This window comes from Aliiroseovarius sp. Z3, from assembly GCF_029105185.1.
Classification (GTDB): domain Bacteria; phylum Pseudomonadota; class Alphaproteobacteria; order Rhodobacterales; family Rhodobacteraceae; genus Aliiroseovarius.
This window is the reverse complement of the sequence record NZ_JAFMZK010000010.1, coordinates 74,137-92,183: the sequence shown is the minus strand read 5'-3', so window position 1 is coordinate 92,183 and position 18,047 is coordinate 74,137. Positions and strand designations below refer to the sequence as shown.

The following is an 18,047-nucleotide window of genomic DNA, read 5'->3' as shown; positions in this document are numbered from 1 at the left end:
CTTAGCCATCCCTTTCAGAAGCCGTCGAACGATGCGCAACACCACACCAGATGATCATGACAATATAGCTAAGGCCCAGCATCACGAAAGTGACCCAGGCGAAACTAAGCGCCGCTACGCCGACGACTGCAAATCCGACCAGAAAGAACTTTACGTTTTCTCGTGATATGCGCGTTGTCTTGAACGACCAGATTGGGGTGCGGCTGATCATCAACAGACCGATCGCGACCATATAGGCGCAGATCGCCAGGTCTGGCGGCATGGGAATGCTGTCAAACGCAAACGAAGTCGACATCGGCAGAAGTACCAGCACAGCGCCCGCCGGGGATGGCACACCGGAAAAGAACGCGCTTGGCGTGCTCTGACCATTTTCACTGCTTGCGTTGCTGCTGACGTTGAACCGAGCAAGGCGGAGCACACAACAAACCGCATACACAAGCACGGATATCCATGCCAGATTGCCCGTGTCCTGCAAGGCCCAGTAGTAAATGACCAAGGGCGGCGCGACCCCGAAATTCACGAAATCAGCAAGCGAGTCCAGCTCGGCCCCCATCTTGCTGCCGCTGTTCATCAATCGGGCAATTCGCCCATCCAGCCCGTCCAGAACACAGGCCACGAGGACCAACTGAACCGCGAACCTGAAATCCCCCTGCACGCCGTAACGGATCGCGGACAGACCGGCGCACAGGCCAGCGATGGTCAGCATGTTCGGGATCAGATGTATCAGGGCGAACTCGGACCCGGGCTTGTCAGCGGGGTCGGTCACGACAGGCTTACCTCGTCCTCACCCGTGTTCAGCTCGGCAATGACAGTTTCACCTGCGACCATTGTCTGACCGATGCTGACCAACGGTGCTACGCCGTCGGGCAGATACACATCCAGTCGTGATCCGAAGCGGATCAGACCGAACCGTTCACCCGTCCGCATCTGCGCGCCGGGTTTCACGAAACAGACGATGCGCCGTGCTACCAGACCAGCGATCTGGACAACCGCCAGATCGCGACCGTCCTGCATCCGAATACACAGGCTGTTGCGTTCATTGTCCGCGCTTGCCTTATCCAGCGAAGCATTGAAGAACTTGCCGGGCCGATAGGCCACCGCCGTGACGTCGCCTGCGATCGGGGTGCGGTTCACATGACAGTTGAACACGCTCATGAACACACTGACGCGGGTCAGCGGTGTGTTGGCCATGCCCAGCTCTTCGGGCGGGACGGCAGATTCGATCAATGACACCACCCCATCTGCGGGACTGACAATCAACCCCGGCCGGTCGGGTGTCACCCGTTCTGGATCGCGAAAGAAGTAATAGCACCAGATGGTCAAACCAACGCCGATCCAGCCCAGAAACGATGAGATCAGGAACAAAATCGCGGTAACAATGGCAAAAATCGCGACGAACCTGATGCCTTCCGGATGCATCGGTTTGACGAAAGTATCCAGCATTTTCATAGACGCATTCCCCTGGGGCAATTCACACCACTCTCATAAGGCGGTTGGGATCAAGTGCAAGAACATTCCTGTCGGAGCAATCCGGCCTGCAATGCTGTTTCGTAGGGACCAGCACCGCCACCTGTCGGACGAGGTTTAGGCAGTCCCTTAACCTTTCCCACCCTGCCAACCGGGTGACGCCACGTGTATCCCGGCATCTTCGATTTGTTCACGATCGGGCAAGTCGCGCAGGCTTTTCAGATCGAAGGCCACAAGGAACTGGTCGGTGGTGACAAACGTATAAGGCGCGCCACGACGCGGCGCGCGTGGTCCGGTGGCGATCAAATTGCGGGCATGCAGACGCCCGATCAGATCGCGGCTGATGTCCTTGCCAAAGATCTCACTCAACCCGTCACGCGTGATGGGTTGGTGATAGGCAATGGCCGCCAGCACGGCGATGTCGAACGGGTTCAGGTCCAGAAGCTGATCGTCTATATCCGCAGCGGTGCGGATCGCGGGCGCATAGGCCGGGCGGGTGCGCAATATCCAGCCGTCTGCCAGTTTGGCAACTTCGAACGACCGTCCCGCCAGATCGGCGGCAAGGTCATCCAGCAGCAGATCGACCGATGCCCCCTGCCCCACGATGCGCGCCAGATCCTCGCGCGCGACGGGCGTGCGGCTTGCAAACAGCACGGCCTCGATCCGCCGCATCCATTCCCGCCAGCGCAGCTCGGCGGGCAGATCGGACAACTCGCGGTCCAGTTCCGGCTCTGGTCTGTCCTTGGCCATATTCATGCCTATACCCCGTAAAGCCTGAAGGTGTCGCGGCCAGTGAGCTCGCGCACCGCACCAAGATCGACCAGCCGGTCGCACAATCGCCGCGCGGCCCGGTCTGACGTCAAGGACGTGAGCGCCGCAGGGGCCAAGGCATCTTGGGTCAGGAACATCTCGACCGCCGCGCCCGCCCATTTGGCGCGCAGTTTTGGGGTCACAGTGCGCAGATAGGCGGCACGGCGTGTCAAATCGGCAGCGATGCCCAAGGCGTCTGTCGAGGAACGGATAACGGCGGAATGGCAAGCCGTGATCAGGTCCGCACCGGTGAGCCGCAACTCGCGCCGCTTCAGCCCCCCTGCCAACAGTGGCATCAGATGGGACCACCCCACACTGCGCGCCAGCGCCGCATCGGCCAGGATCAGTGCTGACGCCTCATCGGCCGGGTGATCGGTCAGCACAGCCTCCAACACGGCCGCGGCCCGCTGCACCGGCCCCCCCTGCACTGCGGCCTGCCAGACCGGCACATGCGTTTCCAACCCGTCCGACACCGCGCGTTTCAACGCAGGAACCGAGATCGGCCGCGACACTGCGGTCCACCACTGGCGATAAACAGCACCCGCCGGCCCCGGCTGATCGCCGGGTCGCAGCAGGGCAAGCGCATCCCGCAAATCCGGCACCCGTTCGGGGCGGCCCGAGAAGGCCACGCACGCCTCGGCGGCCGTCAACGCCAGCCGAGCGCGAAGCAATGCTTGCGGGAGGGCAACCTGCGCCAGCGCGTGATGCAGAAGTGCCAAGGCCGCGCCCGACAAAAACGCGGCATCCTCTGATGTTGTTGGACGGCCCGCTGTCGCCCAGGATGGCATCCGGGGAATTGCGTCTGCAGCATCGCTTTGGGTCTGATGGGGGGTCTGATGGGCGAATGTCATGCCCGGATACTAGTCATGCGCGGCGCTTAACTCCAGCCGGATCATGCTAAACCGCCGCAACAAAAACACCGCCGTCGATCTGACGGCGGTGCTTCATTCGCAAGATGCGATCTTAGACTGTGCCGCCCAAGCTGCCTTCCAATGCGACAAGCTCTTGGCCACCCGCCATCATGTCTTGTAGCTCTTCCGGTGTGATCTGGCCGCGCTGTGCCGTACCCAAGGTCTGGCCGCGGTTCAGCACGGTAAACCGATCGCCCACGGCCATCGCGTGACGAACGTTATGCGTGATGAACACAACTGCGATCCCCTGCTTGCGTACCTTGTCGATTGTCGCAAGAACGTTGGCCGTCTGGCGAACACCAAGTGCCGATGTCGGTTCGTCCAGGATCAGAACTTTGGCACCAAAATGCACGGCACGTGCGATGGCGACGGTTTGACGCTCGCCCCCGGACAGGGTGCCAACGGCCTGATCCGGGCCACGCAGGTTGATACCCATCTTGCGCATCTCGTCCATCGTGACTGTATTGGCATAGTCATGGTCGAAAAACTTCAGCGGCCCGACCTTCTTCACCGGTTCATTTCCCATGAAGAAATTGCGGCTGACCGACATCAGCGGGATCATGGCAAGATGCTGGTGCACAGTCGCAATGCCCGCTGCAATCGCATCACGCGGATCATGGAACTGCATCGGCTTGCCTTCAAAAAAAATTTCACCACGGGTGGGCTGGTGCACACCGGACATCGTCTTGATGAAGGTCGACTTCCCGGCCCCGTTGTCGCCGAGCAGACAATGGCATTCGCCGGGGAAAACCTCCAGCGATACACCTGCCAGCGCGATCACGCTGCCAAAGTGCTTTTCGATGTTTTTCATCTGAATGATTGGGGCTTTTTCCGGATTCATATCAACGTTCCCCCGTGATGATGCGACGGATATAGGTGTTCAGAATGACCGCAAACAGAAGGATCACCCCAAGGAAGACCCTGAACAACGAGCTTTCGACACCAGCGAAAAACAGGCCCTGCTGTACGACGCCGAAGATCAGCGCACCAAGGGCTGCGCCCAGAACCGAGCCATAGCCACCGGTCAGCAACGCGCCGCCGATCACCACGGCGATGATCGCCTCGAACTCTTTCAACAGACCCCGATCCGCGCCCGCCGATCCGAACTCCATGACCTGGCAAACCGCCAGCACCGTTGCGCAGAACGCCGTAAGTGTGAACATCAGGATCTTGACCTTGTTCACCGGAACACCCGAGTTGCGCGCCGCCTCGGGATCACCGCCAGAGGCGAAGATCCAGTTGCCAAACTGCGTGCGCGTCAGCAGGATATGCCCAAACGCGATGATCACAATTGCCCAAACGATCAACATGGGTATGCCGTCGACAACAGGTTGTCCTTCGCGCGATCCACGCTCGAACACCGCGATGATGCCAACGTCACCCAACCACTGAAACACCGGTTGGCCAATTTTGCCGCCAAAGATCGGTGCCAGCCAGTCCCCTTCTGCAGCGTCACGGATACCGCCAATGATCGTCTTACGCTCGATCGTTTGCGGAATGTAGATGGTGAAGCCGCGCAGAATGAACAGAAAGGCCAGGGTCACGATAAAGCTGGGCAGTCCCGTTTTGACGACGATCCAGCCGTTCAGCGCCCCAAGCAGGCAGCAAATCACAAAGGTGATAATGATCGCAATCCACATGGGCCAGCCAAGAACGACACCGAACACGGCGATCATCATGCCGGCGAAACCGATCATCGAACCGACAGACAGATCGAACTCTCCTGCGATCATCAAAAGACATGCGCCAACAGCAATGATCATGAACTGGGCGGACACAACGGACCAGTTCAAAACCCCTTGCGAGGCGAACATACCGCTGTCGAAGGCGAACAGTAGAAACAAGGTAAAAACAGCGACAGTGCCGACGATACCCCCCAGTTCCGGGCGGATAAGCGCCTGTCGGAAGGATGATATTTCTTTGACACGTTCGTCTGATTGGACGGTCTCAGCCATGACTGGCGTCTCCTCATGTCTTATGCAGAAGGTGGGCGAGAAACGGGCGGCGCTTTGGGCCGCCCGTTTTTGGTGATTTGTTCGCTTACGCGCGGTCGTTACCGGTATTCACCTGCAAACTCTTCAACCTTGGCCAATCCATCCTTGGTCACGAAGCCGGGGCCAGAGTTGATGTTGTTGCCTGGCAGAACGCCGTAACGGTCCCAATTGGCCAGAATGATGACGGGCATATAGGCTTGCAGGAAGGGTTGCTGGTCGATACCCCAGTTGATGACACCATCCTTGATCCCTTTGACGATCTCTTCGCCCAGATCGAAGGTGCCGAAATGGATTGCTCCGGCCATTCCGTTTTCTTGCAAAGCGGCGATGGTGGGATCAGCGGAAACCGGACCAAGGGTCAGAATGCCGTCAACGTCAGGATTTGCCGATAGATAGGCCAGAACCTTGTTCTTGATTTCTGACGGGTCGGTGCCCGAATCCATCATCGCATCGCCCAGTTCGATACCCAGACCATCCGCATAGCCGCGGCAACGCTCGCCCACGGTAGGCTGTTGAATGGCGTGGTTCACACAAAGGAACTTGGTCACACCTTCGCCTTTGGCGCGCTGTCCAGCGGCGAAACCTGCATCATATTCGGGCTGACCCACATACATCAGCGCACCAACTTCGCGCGCCTGATCGGGCGTGCCGGTGTTCATGATGATGACGTCGATGCCCTGGTCAACGGCGGCGCTGATCGGGCCTTTCAAAACATCAAAGTCGGCAAGGGTGGTGATGATACCATCAGGGCCGGAGGCAGCGGCCTGATCAATGATCCGCGCCATGTCGGCAATGTCGCCGGTGGGCGGGTTGCGATATTCGACATCGGCCCCAACCTGTTCGCCAGCCAGCGCGATACCGTTCTTGATCGTGTTCCACCAGCTGTCGCTGTCCGGAGCATGGCTGACAAGAATATACTTTTCGCCCTCGGCCATTGCACCGGTTCCGACCATCAGCGGTGCTGCGGCAACGACCGTTGCCAATGCGACCTTCTTCATCAGTGATTTCATTTGATCCTCCCAAGATCCACCAATTTTGGCATCTGTTCTAAGACCGGGTGGTCCCGACCTCCGACTCGGAGTTAAGCATATCTGTCATCATTTTGCAACCGGTTGCAAATTAGCCAGTATCTTTTCATGATGCCCTGACGAAAGAACTGTTATAAAAGTGGATATACAGGCGGTTCCGGGTCAGGCTTACATGGCAGTAACATTGAAAGAGGTTGCAGAACGTGCCGGGGTTTCGCGCTCCGCCGTATCCCGCACTTTTACGCCCGGCGCCTCGGTTTCGGACAAAACACGGCGAAAGGTCGAAAAGGCAGCGGACGAGCTTGGATACAGCCCGAATGCGCTGGCCTCGTCGCTGACCACCGGGCGCACCAAGCTGATCGGCCTTGTCTCGAACAACTTTCACAACCCGATTTTCCTTGAGGTGTTCGACCTGTTCACCCGCGGGCTGCAGGAGCGTGGCTTGCGCCCGCTTCTGGTCAATCTGACCCATGAAACCGACCCGGAAAACTCGGTGCGGATGCTTCGACAATATTCTGTCGATGGCGTCGTTGTCGCATCATCCACACTGCCACCGGAGTTCTCGAAAGCGTTCCGTGACGCAGGTGTCCCCGTGGTCAATTCATTCGGCCGTTATTCCTCGACGCCGCAAGTTCATGTGGTTGGGATCGACAATGTGGAATGTGGCCGCATGGCCGCCCGAACCTTGGTGGCGCGCGGCTATAAGAACATCGCGTTTCTGGGCGGCCCCGAAAGCGCCACGTCCACACAAGATAGGCACAAAGGCTTTATGGCCGAGATGGCCGAACACCCCGAAGTCGCGACCAGCTGCTCATATGCCGAAGCCTATTCGTTCGACGCGGGGCGTCGCGAAATGCTGCGATTGCTGGAAAGCACGCCGTCCGAAGCCTATTTTTGCGGCGACGACGTGCTGTCCATCGGCGTTCTGTCCGCCATTCAGGACAGCGGCCTGTCGGTGCCGCAGGATATCGGCCTGATGGGCCTGAACGATATGGAAATGGCGGGGTGGGAGAACATCAATCTCACCACCATCCACCAACCGATCCGCCAGATCGTCACCTCGTCTATCGAGCTTATGGTCGCCATGCTGGACGAACCCGACCGCTATCCCGAGGCGCGTATCTTCCCCTGCTCAATCGTCGAACGTGGAACGCTGCGCCCGATCATCAGCTAGCCCGACAGATCAGCGAAACATGGGCGGACGTGCATCGACCCATGTGCCGCCTGCCTTGGCCGAAGACACGGCCATATGCACAGCCGCCATCGACCGCACCCCGTCTGTGGCATTGGGCAGACCATCGCGTTTCTCGCCCCGGATCGCATCCGCCAGATCGCAATAGATATTGGCAACGGCCAGCGGGAAGCCCTCGGGATGCGCAATGGCCACCCGGCTCAGACGCTGAGCGTCTTCGTGCAAACCGCCCTCGCCTTTCTCGATGATCTGGGTCCGCCCGCCAACTGGGGTATAGATCAGCTGGTTCGGCTGCTCTGACGCCCAGCGAAGCCCGCCGGTTTCCCCGAACACCTGAATGTCGAACCCGTGCTGGCGACCGATCGCAACGGACGAGGTCCAGAGCCGCCCCACTGCGCCGCCTTCCATGCGGAAATTCACCATGGCGTCATCTTCCAGTTCGCGGCTGGCGATGGTGGAGGCAAAATCGGCGGACAGGGTTTTCACCTCGTCATCGGCGATGAAACCCGCCATATGCAGCGCGTGAATACCACAATCAGCAAACTGCCCCGAAACCCCTGCCATCGCGGGGTCATAGCGCCAGCGCACGCGCGGGTTATCGGCGTCTGTCGCGTCGCCATGGTGGCCGTGGCTGAAATTCGTGACCACAAGACGCACTTTGCCAATCTCGCCCGCCCGCACCATTGCGCGTGCCTGACGGACCATCGGATAGGCCGAATAGCAATAGTTCACCGCGCAGATCTTGCCGGTCTTCTCGGCCACGCGCACGATCTCTTCACCCTCGTCCACCGTCATGGTCATGGGCTTTTCGCACAGCACATTGAAGCCCGCTTCCAAAAAGGTCTTTGTGATCTCGAAATGGGTCGAGTTGGGCGTCGCGACCGTCACCAGATCCACCCTGTCGTCGCGGTCCTTTTCACCCGCCAACATCTCGGCCCAATCGCCATAGGCGCGGTCTGCTGCGATCCCCAGTCGCTGAGCATACTCGCGCCCCACGTCCGGGCGATGATCCAGCGCACCGGCTGTGAATTCGAACCGCCCGTCAGCCAAAGCCCCCAAACGGTGCGCCGGGCCGATCTGGCTGCCTTCACCGCCGCCAATCATGCCCCATTTCAGTTTTGCCATGGCTCGTATCTCCTCAGTTAAAGCCAATGCTTTCAAGATATTCACGGTTCAGGCGCGCGTCCCCCACCGGGTCGGGGTCAAGCGTTGGATCGCAATCCTGTTCGACCGTGCACCACCCTTTGAACCCGGCATCCAACAACACCTGCCGCACGGCGGGGAAATCAACATCGCCTTCGCCCAGATTGCAGAAAATGCCTTGCCCACAAGCGTCATAGAACCCGGTACGCTTCTCGATCACATCCGCCTTCACCTTCGGATCAATGTCCTTGAAGTGCATGTACGAAATGCGGTCGATGTGCCGCTTCATGAACGCGACGGGGTCGAAACCCGCATAGGAGTGATGCCCCGTGTCAAAGCAGATTTTCAAAATCTTCTCGTCCACTTCATCCAGCAATCGCTCCAGTTCCGGTTCGAAATCCATGAACCCTGCCGCATGGGCGTGCATACCGACGGTCAGCCCGTATTCCTCGGCCCCGATCCGCGCACTTTCCGCGATCCGGTCACGATAAGCGGTCCATTCTGCCTTATCCATCTGCTCGGCCTCGCCTGCCCGACCCGCTGTGGGTGCGCGCCGAGGTGAGATCGAGTCAATCAACACCAGATGCTCGGCCCCGTGTGCCTTGAGCGCGCGTGCGGTGCGGTGTGTGGCATCCAACACATCGTCCCACGCATCCGGGTCGTGATAGGCGCGAAACACAACGCCGCCGATCAGCTCCAGATCGTTTTCTGCCAACGCGTCCGCCAGGACTGAGGGCTCTTCCGGCATGAACCCGACCGGGCCAAGCTCGATCCCCTTATAGCCCGCCGCCGCACAGTCTTTCAGCACGGATTGCCAGGTTGGATTGCGCGGATCCTCCGCAAATTCCACACCCCACGAACAGGGGGCATTGCCTATTCTGATGGTCACTTGGATCGCCTTTCAAAGCTCAGAAATTGTTGATGTCCTGCCAGCCGCCAGATTGGTCCGAGGCCAAAGCCGCCGCGATGACGCGGTTGACCTCGTGCCCGTCCCGAAAGGTTGGCCAGCGGTTTTTTTGTGTTTCGATGGCGGCCAGAAAATCGCGCGCCTCGATGATGATCTGATCCTGATACCCGGTGCCATGCCCCGGCCCCTGACAGAAAGGTTCATAGTCGGGATGTGCGGGCCCGGTCAGGATCTTGGTAAAGCCCCGTGTCGCGTCAGGCCCCTCGCTGCGATACAGCCAAAGCGCGTTCTGATCTTCCTGATCAAAGCGGATCGCCCCCTTTGTGCCCATGATCTCATAAGCATAACCCATCTTGCGCCCGGTCGCGATGCGGCTGAAATACATCTGGCCCATTGCTCCGTTTTCAAAGCGGCACATCATCTGGCCATGGTCGTCATTCGTCACCTCGCCACCGGGGCGCGTATTGTGAACCGTCTCGACCGCGGCCATGACACGGGTGATCGGCCCCATCAGGGCAAGCGCCGCGTTGATCATATGCGGGGCCAGATCGCCCATAGTGCCATTGGCCATGCCCGAGGTGCGCCAGTTTGCAGGCGTCTCAGGGTTCGCCAGAAAATCTTCCGTATGCTCGCCGCGAAACCAGGTGATGTCGCCAATGGCCCCATCAGCAATCAACTGCCGCGCAAACTGGCTGGCCGGGGTTCGGATATAGTTGAACCCGACCATGTTCACCGCCCCGGCCCGTTCGGCGGCAGCCGTCATGGCGGCACTATCCTCGATCGATGCGCCAAGGGGCTTTTCGCAGAAGACCGGCTTTCCCAAGGCAAAGGCAGCCTCTGCCACTTCGCGGTGGGTTTCCTGTGGTGAGGCAATCACAATTGCGCCGACGGCGTCATCATTGACCAAAGCGCGCCAGTCATCCGTACCACGGCGGAACCCATAAGCCTTGCGATACCGTTCGGCGCTTTGCAGGGTTGTGGCGCAGACCATCTCAAGCCGTGGGCGCAGGGCCGTGTTGAATACAGCGCCTACCGATGACATCGCCACCGCATGGGCCTTGCCCATATAGCCGCCGCCAAGGATTCCGATACCGATCTCTGTCATGCTTTCGAGGTCCATTTTGAAATACGGTTTGCAACCGGTTGCAAATTTAGTATCGTAAGAATCAAATTCTCGCAAGCTGCATTCGGTGACACGCCGGAAATTCTCGAAGGGTTCGCGCCAAAATGACGAAACAGCCAGACACCATTCGCCTGACCACGGCTCAAGCCATCATCCGTTGGTTGTCCAATCAGTTCATCCAGATCGACGGGCAAGAAATGCGCCTGTGTGGCGGCGGGTTCGGCATCTTTGGCCACGGCAACGTGACCTGCCTTGGCGAAGCACTTTACAACATGCAGGACGAACTGCCGCTTTATCGCGGGCAGAACGAACAAAGCATGGGGTTTGCCGCGGCGGGTTATGCCAAGGGGTGGCTGCGCCAGCGGTTCATGTTCTGCACCGCTTCTGCCGGGCCGGGCACGTCTAATCTTGTGACCGCTGCGGGTCTGGCGCACGCCAACCGCCTGCCCATGCTGCTTCTGTGTGGTGACACGTTTATCACCCGCCTGCCGGACCCTGTGTTACAGCAGATGGAAAACTATGGCGACCCGACCTTTGGGGTGAACGACGCGTTCAAGCCCGTCGTGCGCTATTGGGATCGCATCAGCCACCCGGCGCAAATCATCCAGTCGTTGCCCAACGCGATTGCAACCATGCTGGACCCCGCCGATTGCGGACCGGCCTTTCTTGGTCTGCCGCAGGACGTGCAGGGCTGGACCTATGACTACCCGGAGGTGTTCTTTGAAAAGAAAGTGCACCGCATCCGCCGTCAGTCCCCGGACGCAAACGAGGTTGCCGACGCGATTGCCCTTCTGAAAACGGCTGAACGCCCCATGATCATCGCCGGTGGGGGTGTGCAGTATTCGGGCGCGGTGGATGAGCTGACGGCGTTTGCCGAAACCCACCAGATCCCCGTGGTCGAAACCATTGCGGGGCGGGCCAATATGCTTGCCACCCATCCGCTGAACATCGGCCCAATTGGCGTCACGGGATCCAACAGCGCCAATGCGATTGCCGAAACGGCTGATGTGATTGTCGCCGTCGGAACGCGGCTTCAGGATTTCACCACCGGATCCTGGACAGCATTTGCCAAGGATGCGCGGTTCATTTCGATCAATGCAGCCCGCCACGATGCCGGCAAACATATGTCGCTGCCCGTTGTTGGTGATGCCAAACTGGCTTTGACCGCCCTTGGCGCGTCGCTGGAGTACCAGACGCCGACCGACTGGGTTCGCACCGCACAGGATGAACGCAAGAAATGGGATGCCTATGTTGCCGACAACGTATCCTATGGCAACCGCCCAAACTCCTATGCGCAGGCCATCGGCGTGGTGAACGACTTGTGCGATCCCCGCGATCGTGTCGTTGCCGCTGCAGGCGGTCTGCCTGCCGAGGTCACGGCCAACTGGCGCACGCTGGATATCGGCACAGTGGATGTGGAGTTCGGCTTTTCTTGCATGGGGTATGAAATCGCGGGCGCTTGGGGTGCACGTATTGCGCAGGACGAACGCGAGCCGGATCAGGATGTCATCACCTTCTGCGGTGACGGATCTTACATGATGCTGAACTCGGACCTTTATTCCAGCGTGCTGAGCCGCAAGAAGCTGATTGTGTTGCTCTTGGACAATGGCGGCTTCGCGGTCATCAATAAGCTGCAAAACAACACCGGGAACGAGAGTTTCAACAATCTGATCGCCGATTGCCCGACCGTGCCCGAGCCATTCGGCGTGGATTTCGTGGCGCACGCGGCGTCGATGGGGGCCGAGGCTGAAAAGGTGTCGAACCCGGCTGAGCTGGGCGAAGCGTTCAAGCGCGCCAAGGCGTCTGACAGGTCCTATGTGATCGTCATGGACGTCGATCCCTATGAGGGCTGGACCACGGAAGGCCACGCTTGGTGGGAGGTGGGCACACCCCACATCACCAACAGCGACCGGGTGCGCGATGCACATCAGGATTGGGAAAGCTCCCGTTCGAAACAACGGCGGGGGGTATGACACTTATGCTGCTTGATGGCATCGCAAAGAACAGTTTTGTGGTCTTTGGCCGCGCGGGTATGGACCTGTATGCGGACCCCATCGGCACCAAATCGGAACATGCCGACATGTTCCACGCCGATCTTGGTGGTTCATCCGCCAATATCTGCGCCGGTTTGGTGAAACTTGGGGCAAAGGCTGCGCTGGTCACGTCGGTGTCCGATGACGCTGTGGGGCGGTTCTGTATCAACCGCCTGCGCCACTACGATGTCGATACCCGCTACGTTCAATCTGTCGGGGGCGAAGCCCGCACGTCGCTTGCCGTCTATGAAAGCGTGCTGGAGGGATTCCAGAACGTGATCTATCGCAACGGAGCAGCCGATTTTCAGGTGCCAGACGCAGATGTCGATCGGGTTGACTACGCGGCCTTCGGTGCACTGATCACCGCGGGTACGGTGTTTGCCGCCGAGCCATCGCGCAGTTCCACCTTCCGCGCCATGGATCATGCCCGCGCTGCCGGGTTGCCGGTGATCTTCGACATTGATTATCGCCCCTACAGCTGGCCATCGGCCGATATTGCCGCCGAAATCCTGTCACGCGCTGGCGAGGCAAGCGACATGATTGTCGGCAATGATGAAGAATTCGGTTTCATGGCGGGGGGTCTCGAAAAGGGCTTGGAAAAAGCGCGGGAACTTGCCGCGCAAGGCAAGCTGATCATCTACAAAATGGGCCATAAAGGCGCGATCACCCTGTGGCAGGGCACAGAAATCCAGACCGGAATCTACCCCGTGACTGCGGTTAAGCCCAATGGTGCGGGCGACAGTTTCATGGCCGGTCTTTTGGCCTCGATCGCCGATGGACACAGTTTGCGGGATGCCGTTCTGCGCGGCTCGGCCTGCGCCTCAATCGTGGTCAGCCAGCCCGGCTGCGCCCCCGCCATGCCCACAACATCCGAACTCGACGCTTTCCTCGCCCAACATCCCGGCGCAAGCGCAGCCTGACCGCGCCGCCCCTTACAAGGACCAACCCCATGCACATCGCCCCTTATGACAACAAGAACCAGCCGATCGTCGGTGCCGACCACGATCTTGTGCCGCTCAACTATTTCAATATCGTCAAGCTGCAGAAAGGCGAGACGTTCGAATATCAGGTGCCCGGCTATGAAACCTGCGTCGTGCCCGCCACCGGGACCGTGGATGTGGACGTGGAAGGCGTCAGCTTCTCCGCACTGGGAAACCGGACAATCGACGTCTGGGACGGCGAGCCGGAAGGCGTCTATGTTCCGGTCGGCGCGAAGGTGACAATCACCTGCGTGACAGATGAGACCGAGACCTTCATCGCCGGGGCGAAATACGACAAGGTACTGGACCCGTTTGATGTTCGTGCTGACGCATTGGACCTTGTGCAATACGGATCAGATGACACGAAAACGCATCGCAAGATCAAACATATCCTTGGCCAGAAACACCACGACAAGGTGGGTCGCCTGCTGGTCAGCGAGCTTTACACGGTTGGTCAAGGCGGCTGGTCCGGGTTCCCGTCGCACAAACATGACACCGACCGCTTACCCGACGAAACACGGCATGACGAGACGTATAACTTTCGCTTCCGCCCGAACTATGGCTCGGGTGTCCAGATGTTGCAGCGCGAGGACAACAAGCCGGGGGATGCCTATCACATCGTCGACGGCTCGACGATTGTTCTGGACAAGGGTTATCACCCCTGCGCGGTGCTGCCGGGCTACGAAATGTATTACTTCACCATTCTGGGCGGTCTGAGCCAGCGGTCTCTGGTCCAATATTTCCAGCCAACCCACGCGGCGCAGCTGGACACCATTCCCGGCATCAAAGACATGATCGCGAAGTTCAAATGACACTTGCCACACTCGCCGATGTGCTTCAGCCCGCGCTGAAGCAGGGATACGCCGTGGCCGGATTGGTCACGCTGGGCTGGGAAGACATGCGGGCCTATGTCGCCGCCGCCGAAGCCGAGGGCGTGCCGGTGATCCTGCAAGCCGGTCCGTCCTGCCGGGAACACACGCCCCTTACCGTGCTTGGCAAGATGTTTCGCCACTTGGCCGAAGACGCCAGCGTGCCGGTTGTGGCGCATCTTGACCACGGATACACGTTGGACGACTGCCGAGAGGCGATCGACAGCGGGTTCACATCCGTCATGTTCGACGGTTCACGCAAACCGATCGACGCCAATATCGCCGAGACCCGCACCATCGCCGACCTCGCCCATGCAGCAGGCGTGTCGTGTGAAGGCGAGATCGGGTTCGTCGGCTATTCTGGCGGGGAAGGCTCGTCAGGAACAGACCCCGAAGATGCGGCGCGTTTCGCCACTGAAACCGGCGTCGATGCAATGGCCATCTCGGTCGGCAACGTCCACCTTCAGCAGGATAAGGAAGGCGGGTTGGACATCCCCCGCATTCGCGCCATCGAAGCGGTGACAAACGTGCCCCTTGTTATTCATGGCGGCTCGGGTGTGCCCGTCGAACAGCGGAGATCGCTGGCGCAGGGGTCGAATATCTGCAAATTCAACATCGGCACCGAATTGCGCATGGCCTTTGGACACGTCCTGCGCGAGGCGGTGAACCGCGACCCGGCCCGCTTCGACCGGGTGTCTATCTTGAAGGAAACCCATGATCCCGTTGTGGATGCCGCGCGCCGGGTGTTGCGCGCGTTTAAAGGAGAATAGGATGCTGAACATCGGACTTTTGGGCTGTGGCCGCATCGGGCAGGTTCACGCCCGCTCGATCAGCCAGATCGACGGCGCACGCGTGGTCGCCGTGTCGGATGCCTTCTCTGCACCGGCTCAGGACCTTGCCGCCAAGTACGGCGCGCAGATTCTGGAGAGTGACGCGCTGATCAACAGCGATGGCGTCGACGCGGTGGTGATCGGAACGCCGACGGACACCCATTTTGACCTGATCCACGCCGCTGCCCGTGCGGGCAAGGCGATCTTTTGTGAAAAACCCGTGGACATGTCCGCCGACCGGATCCGCGACTGCATCAAGGTGGTCGACGCGGCAGGCATTCCCTTCATGACCGCGTTCAACCGTCGTTTCGATCCTAACTTCGCCAGCATACGGAAGCGTATTGAACAGGGTGAAATCGGCGAGGTCGAGATCGTGACAATCATGTCGCGCGACCCCTCCCCACCCCCGGTCAGCTATATCGAAAGCTCGGGCGGGCTGTTCCGGGACATGATGATCCATGACCTTGATATGGCGCGCTTCTTGCTGGGCGAAGAACCGATCAGCGTCTATTCGGTTGGCGCCGCCCTTGTTGACCCGGCCATCGGAGAAGCCGGTGACGTCGATACCGCCGCTGTCACCCTGACCACCGCATCCGGCAAGATATGCCAGATTTCAAACTCCCGGCGCGCGACATATGGCTATGATCAACGGTTGGAAGTGCACGGCTCCGCCGGAATGCTTCGGGCTGAGAACATGCTGGAAACCACGGTCGAAGCCGCAAACGCCTCCGGGTTTCGCAAGGCCCCGGCGCAGCATTTCTTCCTGGAACGCTACGAAGCTGCCTATCGCAACGAAATGACCCACTTCGTTGATGCCGTCGTTGGCGGAAACCCGGTCAGCCCAGACATCACGGACGGCCTGCGTGCCCAAGTGCTGGCAGATGCCGCCACAAAATCCCTTGCCACTGCAGCGCCGGTTTCGATCAACTGAAAGCGGCCCCCAAAGCGAATTGAGGGCCGCCCGCACGTGTCTTTCAGATCAACCGGTCCAATCAGTGACCCAGAGTTGCAGCATCCACACGACGCGGGTCAGATGCACCGAACAACAAACCGGATTCAGCGTCGACCATGATCGACTGGGTGGATCCCATCACCGATTTCTCTGCGACGCTGTGGCCACGTTGTTCCAGAATGCGGATGGTATCTTTGCTGATCCCGTCTTCAATCCGGATTTCATCTGGCAACCACTGGTGATGGATGCGCGGGGCGACGGATGCCTCGGCGATGTTCATACCGTGGTCGATGACGTTCATGATGATCTGCAACGTGGTGGTGATGATGCGCGACCCGCCGGGGCTGCCTGTCACCAGAAACACATCGCCATCTTTCATCACCAAAGTGGGTGACATCGACGACAACGGGCGTTTGCCGGGTTCCACCGCGTTTGCGTCACCGCCGATCAGGCCATAGGCGTTGGCCACGCCGGGTTTGGCCGAAAAGTCGTCCATCTCGTTGTTCATCAGAACGCCAGTGCCATCCGCGACCATGCCCGACCCGTATGAGAAGTTGATCGTATAGGTGTTGGACACCGCGTTGCCCCATTGATCCACGATGGAAAAATGCGTGGTCTCGTTGCTTTCGTAAGGGGCAAGATCACCGGGTTTGATCGTGTCGGATGGGGTCGCCACATTCAGGCTGATCTGACTTCTGACATCAGCGGCATAGTCTTTCGACGTAATCTCATCCAACGGCACATCGACAAAATCGCTGTCGCCCAGATATTCGGACCGGTCGGCATAGGCGCGTTTCATTGCCTCGGACATCAGGTGGATGGTGTCGGCCGAGTTATGGCCCAGAAAGCCAATCGGATAATCTTCGAGGATGTTCAGGATTTGCACGATATGCGCACCGCCCGAACTGGGTGGGGGCATCGAAACGATCTCGTACCCGCGATATTCACCAGTGACGGGTTCACGCAGAACGGGTTTGTAAGCGGCCATGTCTTCGACGGTGATCCGCCCGCCTGCGGCTTGCACGGATGCGGAAATCTGTTCGGCCACGCTGCCTTTGTAAAACCCGTCGACGCCTTCATCTGCAATCTTTTGCAGGGTGTTGGCCAGATCGGCCTGCACCAGAAGCTCGCCCGGTTCATAGAAGCTGCCATCTTCTTTGTAGAAGATCGTTTCCGATGACGGCCATTTCTTCAGACGTTTTTCCAGCCCTTTCAGGCTGTCGGCCAGACCGGGGGTCACGGCGATGCCGTCGCGGGCCAGCGCAATGGCAGGTTCGACAACCTGTTGCCACGTCATCGACCCGTATTCATCCAGCGCCATTTTCATACCGGCCACTGTACCGGGAACGCCGGTGGCCAGACCGGTGAACCGTGACAGTTCACTGTCGGCGTTGCCATCTGCATCCAGAAACATGTCGCGTTCCGCGCCAGAGGGGGCCATTTCACGATAATCAATCGCGCGGGTTTCGTTGGTTTCGGCATCATGCACCATCATGAAGCCGCCACCGCCAAGGTTGCCGGCACGCGGAAGGGTGACGGCGAGCGCGAACGCCACGGCGATCCCAGCGTCAATCGCATTGCCGCCCGCCTCAAGAATGTCCAGACCGACCTGCGCGGCCACGGCTTCTTGTGCGGCGACCATGCCATGTTCCGCATAGACCGGATGCACACGGTCGGCACCGGAGTAGATGGCGGCTTGCTGGGCGTAAGATGTTTGAACAGTGATAAGCGATGCGCACAGCGCACCCATGTATAATCGTTTCACGATGAGTCCCCCAAATTGTCTAAGAAAGCAGGGGAAGCGTCCG

The 18,047-nt window shown here is 59.4% G+C and carries 17 protein-coding genes; 6 read left to right on the top strand and 11 right to left on the bottom strand.

Annotation, left to right across the window (positions count from 1 at the left end):
- Position 1 precedes the first annotated feature (1 nt).
- The 7 genes from pssA to J3R80_RS15985 all read right to left on the bottom strand — a co-directional run bounded on the left by pssA (position 2) and on the right by J3R80_RS15985 (position 6,192).
- Entirely contained in the window at positions 2-766 is a 765-nt protein-coding gene (gene pssA / locus J3R80_RS16015) for a CDP-diacylglycerol--serine O-phosphatidyltransferase (protein ID WP_275394805.1), read from the bottom strand.
- Positions 763-1,449, bottom strand: coding sequence for a phosphatidylserine decarboxylase (locus J3R80_RS16010; protein WP_275394804.1), 687 nt, complete (start codon positions 1,447-1,449; stop codon positions 763-765). Before J3R80_RS16010 ends, pssA begins: the two co-directional genes overlap by 4 nt.
- A gap of 147 nt (positions 1,450-1,596) precedes the next feature.
- Positions 1,597-2,217 carry an SMC-Scp complex subunit ScpB gene (locus tag J3R80_RS16005; protein ID WP_275394803.1) on the bottom strand — a complete coding sequence of 207 codons (621 nt, stop codon included), beginning with the start codon at positions 2,215-2,217 and terminating at the stop codon, positions 1,597-1,599.
- 8 nt (positions 2,218-2,225) lie between these two features.
- Positions 2,226-3,128 carry a DUF1403 family protein gene (locus J3R80_RS16000; protein ID WP_275394802.1) on the bottom strand — a complete coding sequence of 301 codons (903 nt, stop codon included), beginning with the start codon at positions 3,126-3,128 and terminating at the stop codon, positions 2,226-2,228.
- 112 nt (positions 3,129-3,240) lie between these two features.
- On the bottom strand, positions 3,241-4,029 hold the full coding sequence (locus J3R80_RS15995; protein WP_275394801.1) for an ATP-binding cassette domain-containing protein: 789 nt from the start codon (positions 4,027-4,029) through the stop codon (positions 3,241-3,243).
- Between the two features lies 1 nt (position 4,030).
- Positions 4,031-5,143 carry an ABC transporter permease gene (locus tag J3R80_RS15990; RefSeq protein WP_275394800.1) on the bottom strand — a complete coding sequence of 371 codons (1,113 nt, stop codon included), beginning with the start codon at positions 5,141-5,143 and terminating at the stop codon, positions 4,031-4,033.
- Between the two features lie 98 nt (positions 5,144-5,241).
- Positions 5,242-6,192, bottom strand: coding sequence for a sugar ABC transporter substrate-binding protein (locus J3R80_RS15985; protein WP_275394799.1), 951 nt, complete (start codon positions 6,190-6,192; stop codon positions 5,242-5,244).
- A 190-nt stretch (positions 6,193-6,382) separates the two neighbouring features.
- Here J3R80_RS15985 and J3R80_RS15980 point away from each other — a divergent pair, with 190 nt between their 5' ends.
- Positions 6,383-7,384: a LacI family DNA-binding transcriptional regulator gene (locus J3R80_RS15980; protein WP_275394798.1), complete on the top strand. Its 1,002-nt coding sequence runs from the start codon at positions 6,383-6,385 to the stop codon at positions 7,382-7,384.
- Positions 7,385-7,393: 9 nt separating this feature from the next.
- Here the strand turns inward: J3R80_RS15980 and J3R80_RS15975 are convergent, their stop codons facing one another.
- The 3 genes from J3R80_RS15975 to J3R80_RS15965 are packed head-to-tail and all read right to left on the bottom strand — an operon-like array spanning position 7,394 to position 10,557.
- Positions 7,394-8,527: a Gfo/Idh/MocA family oxidoreductase gene (locus tag J3R80_RS15975; RefSeq protein ID WP_275394797.1), complete on the bottom strand. Its 1,134-nt coding sequence runs from the start codon at positions 8,525-8,527 to the stop codon at positions 7,394-7,396.
- Between the two features lie 13 nt (positions 8,528-8,540).
- Positions 8,541-9,434 carry a TIM barrel protein gene (locus tag J3R80_RS15970; RefSeq protein WP_275394796.1) on the bottom strand — a complete coding sequence of 298 codons (894 nt, stop codon included), beginning with the start codon at positions 9,432-9,434 and terminating at the stop codon, positions 8,541-8,543.
- A gap of 19 nt (positions 9,435-9,453) precedes the next feature.
- The gene (locus tag J3R80_RS15965; RefSeq protein ID WP_275394795.1) at positions 9,454-10,557 is read right to left on the bottom strand and encodes a Gfo/Idh/MocA family oxidoreductase; all 1,104 of its coding nucleotides are present in this window, start codon (positions 10,555-10,557) and stop codon (positions 9,454-9,456) included.
- 122 nt (positions 10,558-10,679) lie between these two features.
- Here J3R80_RS15965 and iolD point away from each other — a divergent pair, with 122 nt between their 5' ends.
- The 5 genes from iolD to iolG are packed head-to-tail and all read left to right on the top strand — an operon-like array spanning position 10,680 to position 16,218.
- Positions 10,680-12,548 (top strand): 3D-(3,5/4)-trihydroxycyclohexane-1,2-dione acylhydrolase (decyclizing), encoded by a 1,869-nt coding sequence (gene iolD / locus J3R80_RS15960; protein WP_275394794.1) that lies wholly within the window; start codon positions 10,680-10,682, stop codon positions 12,546-12,548.
- Positions 12,545-13,528 carry a 5-dehydro-2-deoxygluconokinase gene (gene iolC / locus J3R80_RS15955; RefSeq protein ID WP_275394793.1) on the top strand — a complete coding sequence of 328 codons (984 nt, stop codon included), beginning with the start codon at positions 12,545-12,547 and terminating at the stop codon, positions 13,526-13,528. Before iolD ends, iolC begins: the two co-directional genes overlap by 4 nt.
- Positions 13,529-13,557: 29 nt before the next feature.
- A complete protein-coding gene (locus J3R80_RS15950) occupies positions 13,558-14,400 on the top strand; it encodes a 5-deoxy-glucuronate isomerase (RefSeq protein WP_275394792.1) in 843 nt (280 codons plus the stop codon).
- A complete protein-coding gene (locus J3R80_RS15945) occupies positions 14,397-15,227 on the top strand; it encodes a class II fructose-bisphosphate aldolase (protein WP_275394791.1) in 831 nt (276 codons plus the stop codon). The genes J3R80_RS15950 and J3R80_RS15945 overlap by 4 nt, the downstream gene beginning before the upstream one ends.
- A gap of 1 nt (position 15,228) precedes the next feature.
- Complete coding sequence (gene iolG, locus J3R80_RS15940; protein ID WP_275394790.1) at positions 15,229-16,218, top strand: inositol 2-dehydrogenase; 990 nt, start codon at positions 15,229-15,231, stop codon at positions 16,216-16,218.
- Positions 16,219-16,279: 61 nt separating this feature from the next.
- Here iolG and ggt read toward each other — a convergent pair whose 3' ends face one another.
- Positions 16,280-18,004 carry a gamma-glutamyltransferase gene (gene ggt, locus J3R80_RS15935; RefSeq protein ID WP_275394789.1) on the bottom strand — a complete coding sequence of 575 codons (1,725 nt, stop codon included), beginning with the start codon at positions 18,002-18,004 and terminating at the stop codon, positions 16,280-16,282.
- Positions 18,005-18,047: the final 43 nt, after the last annotated feature.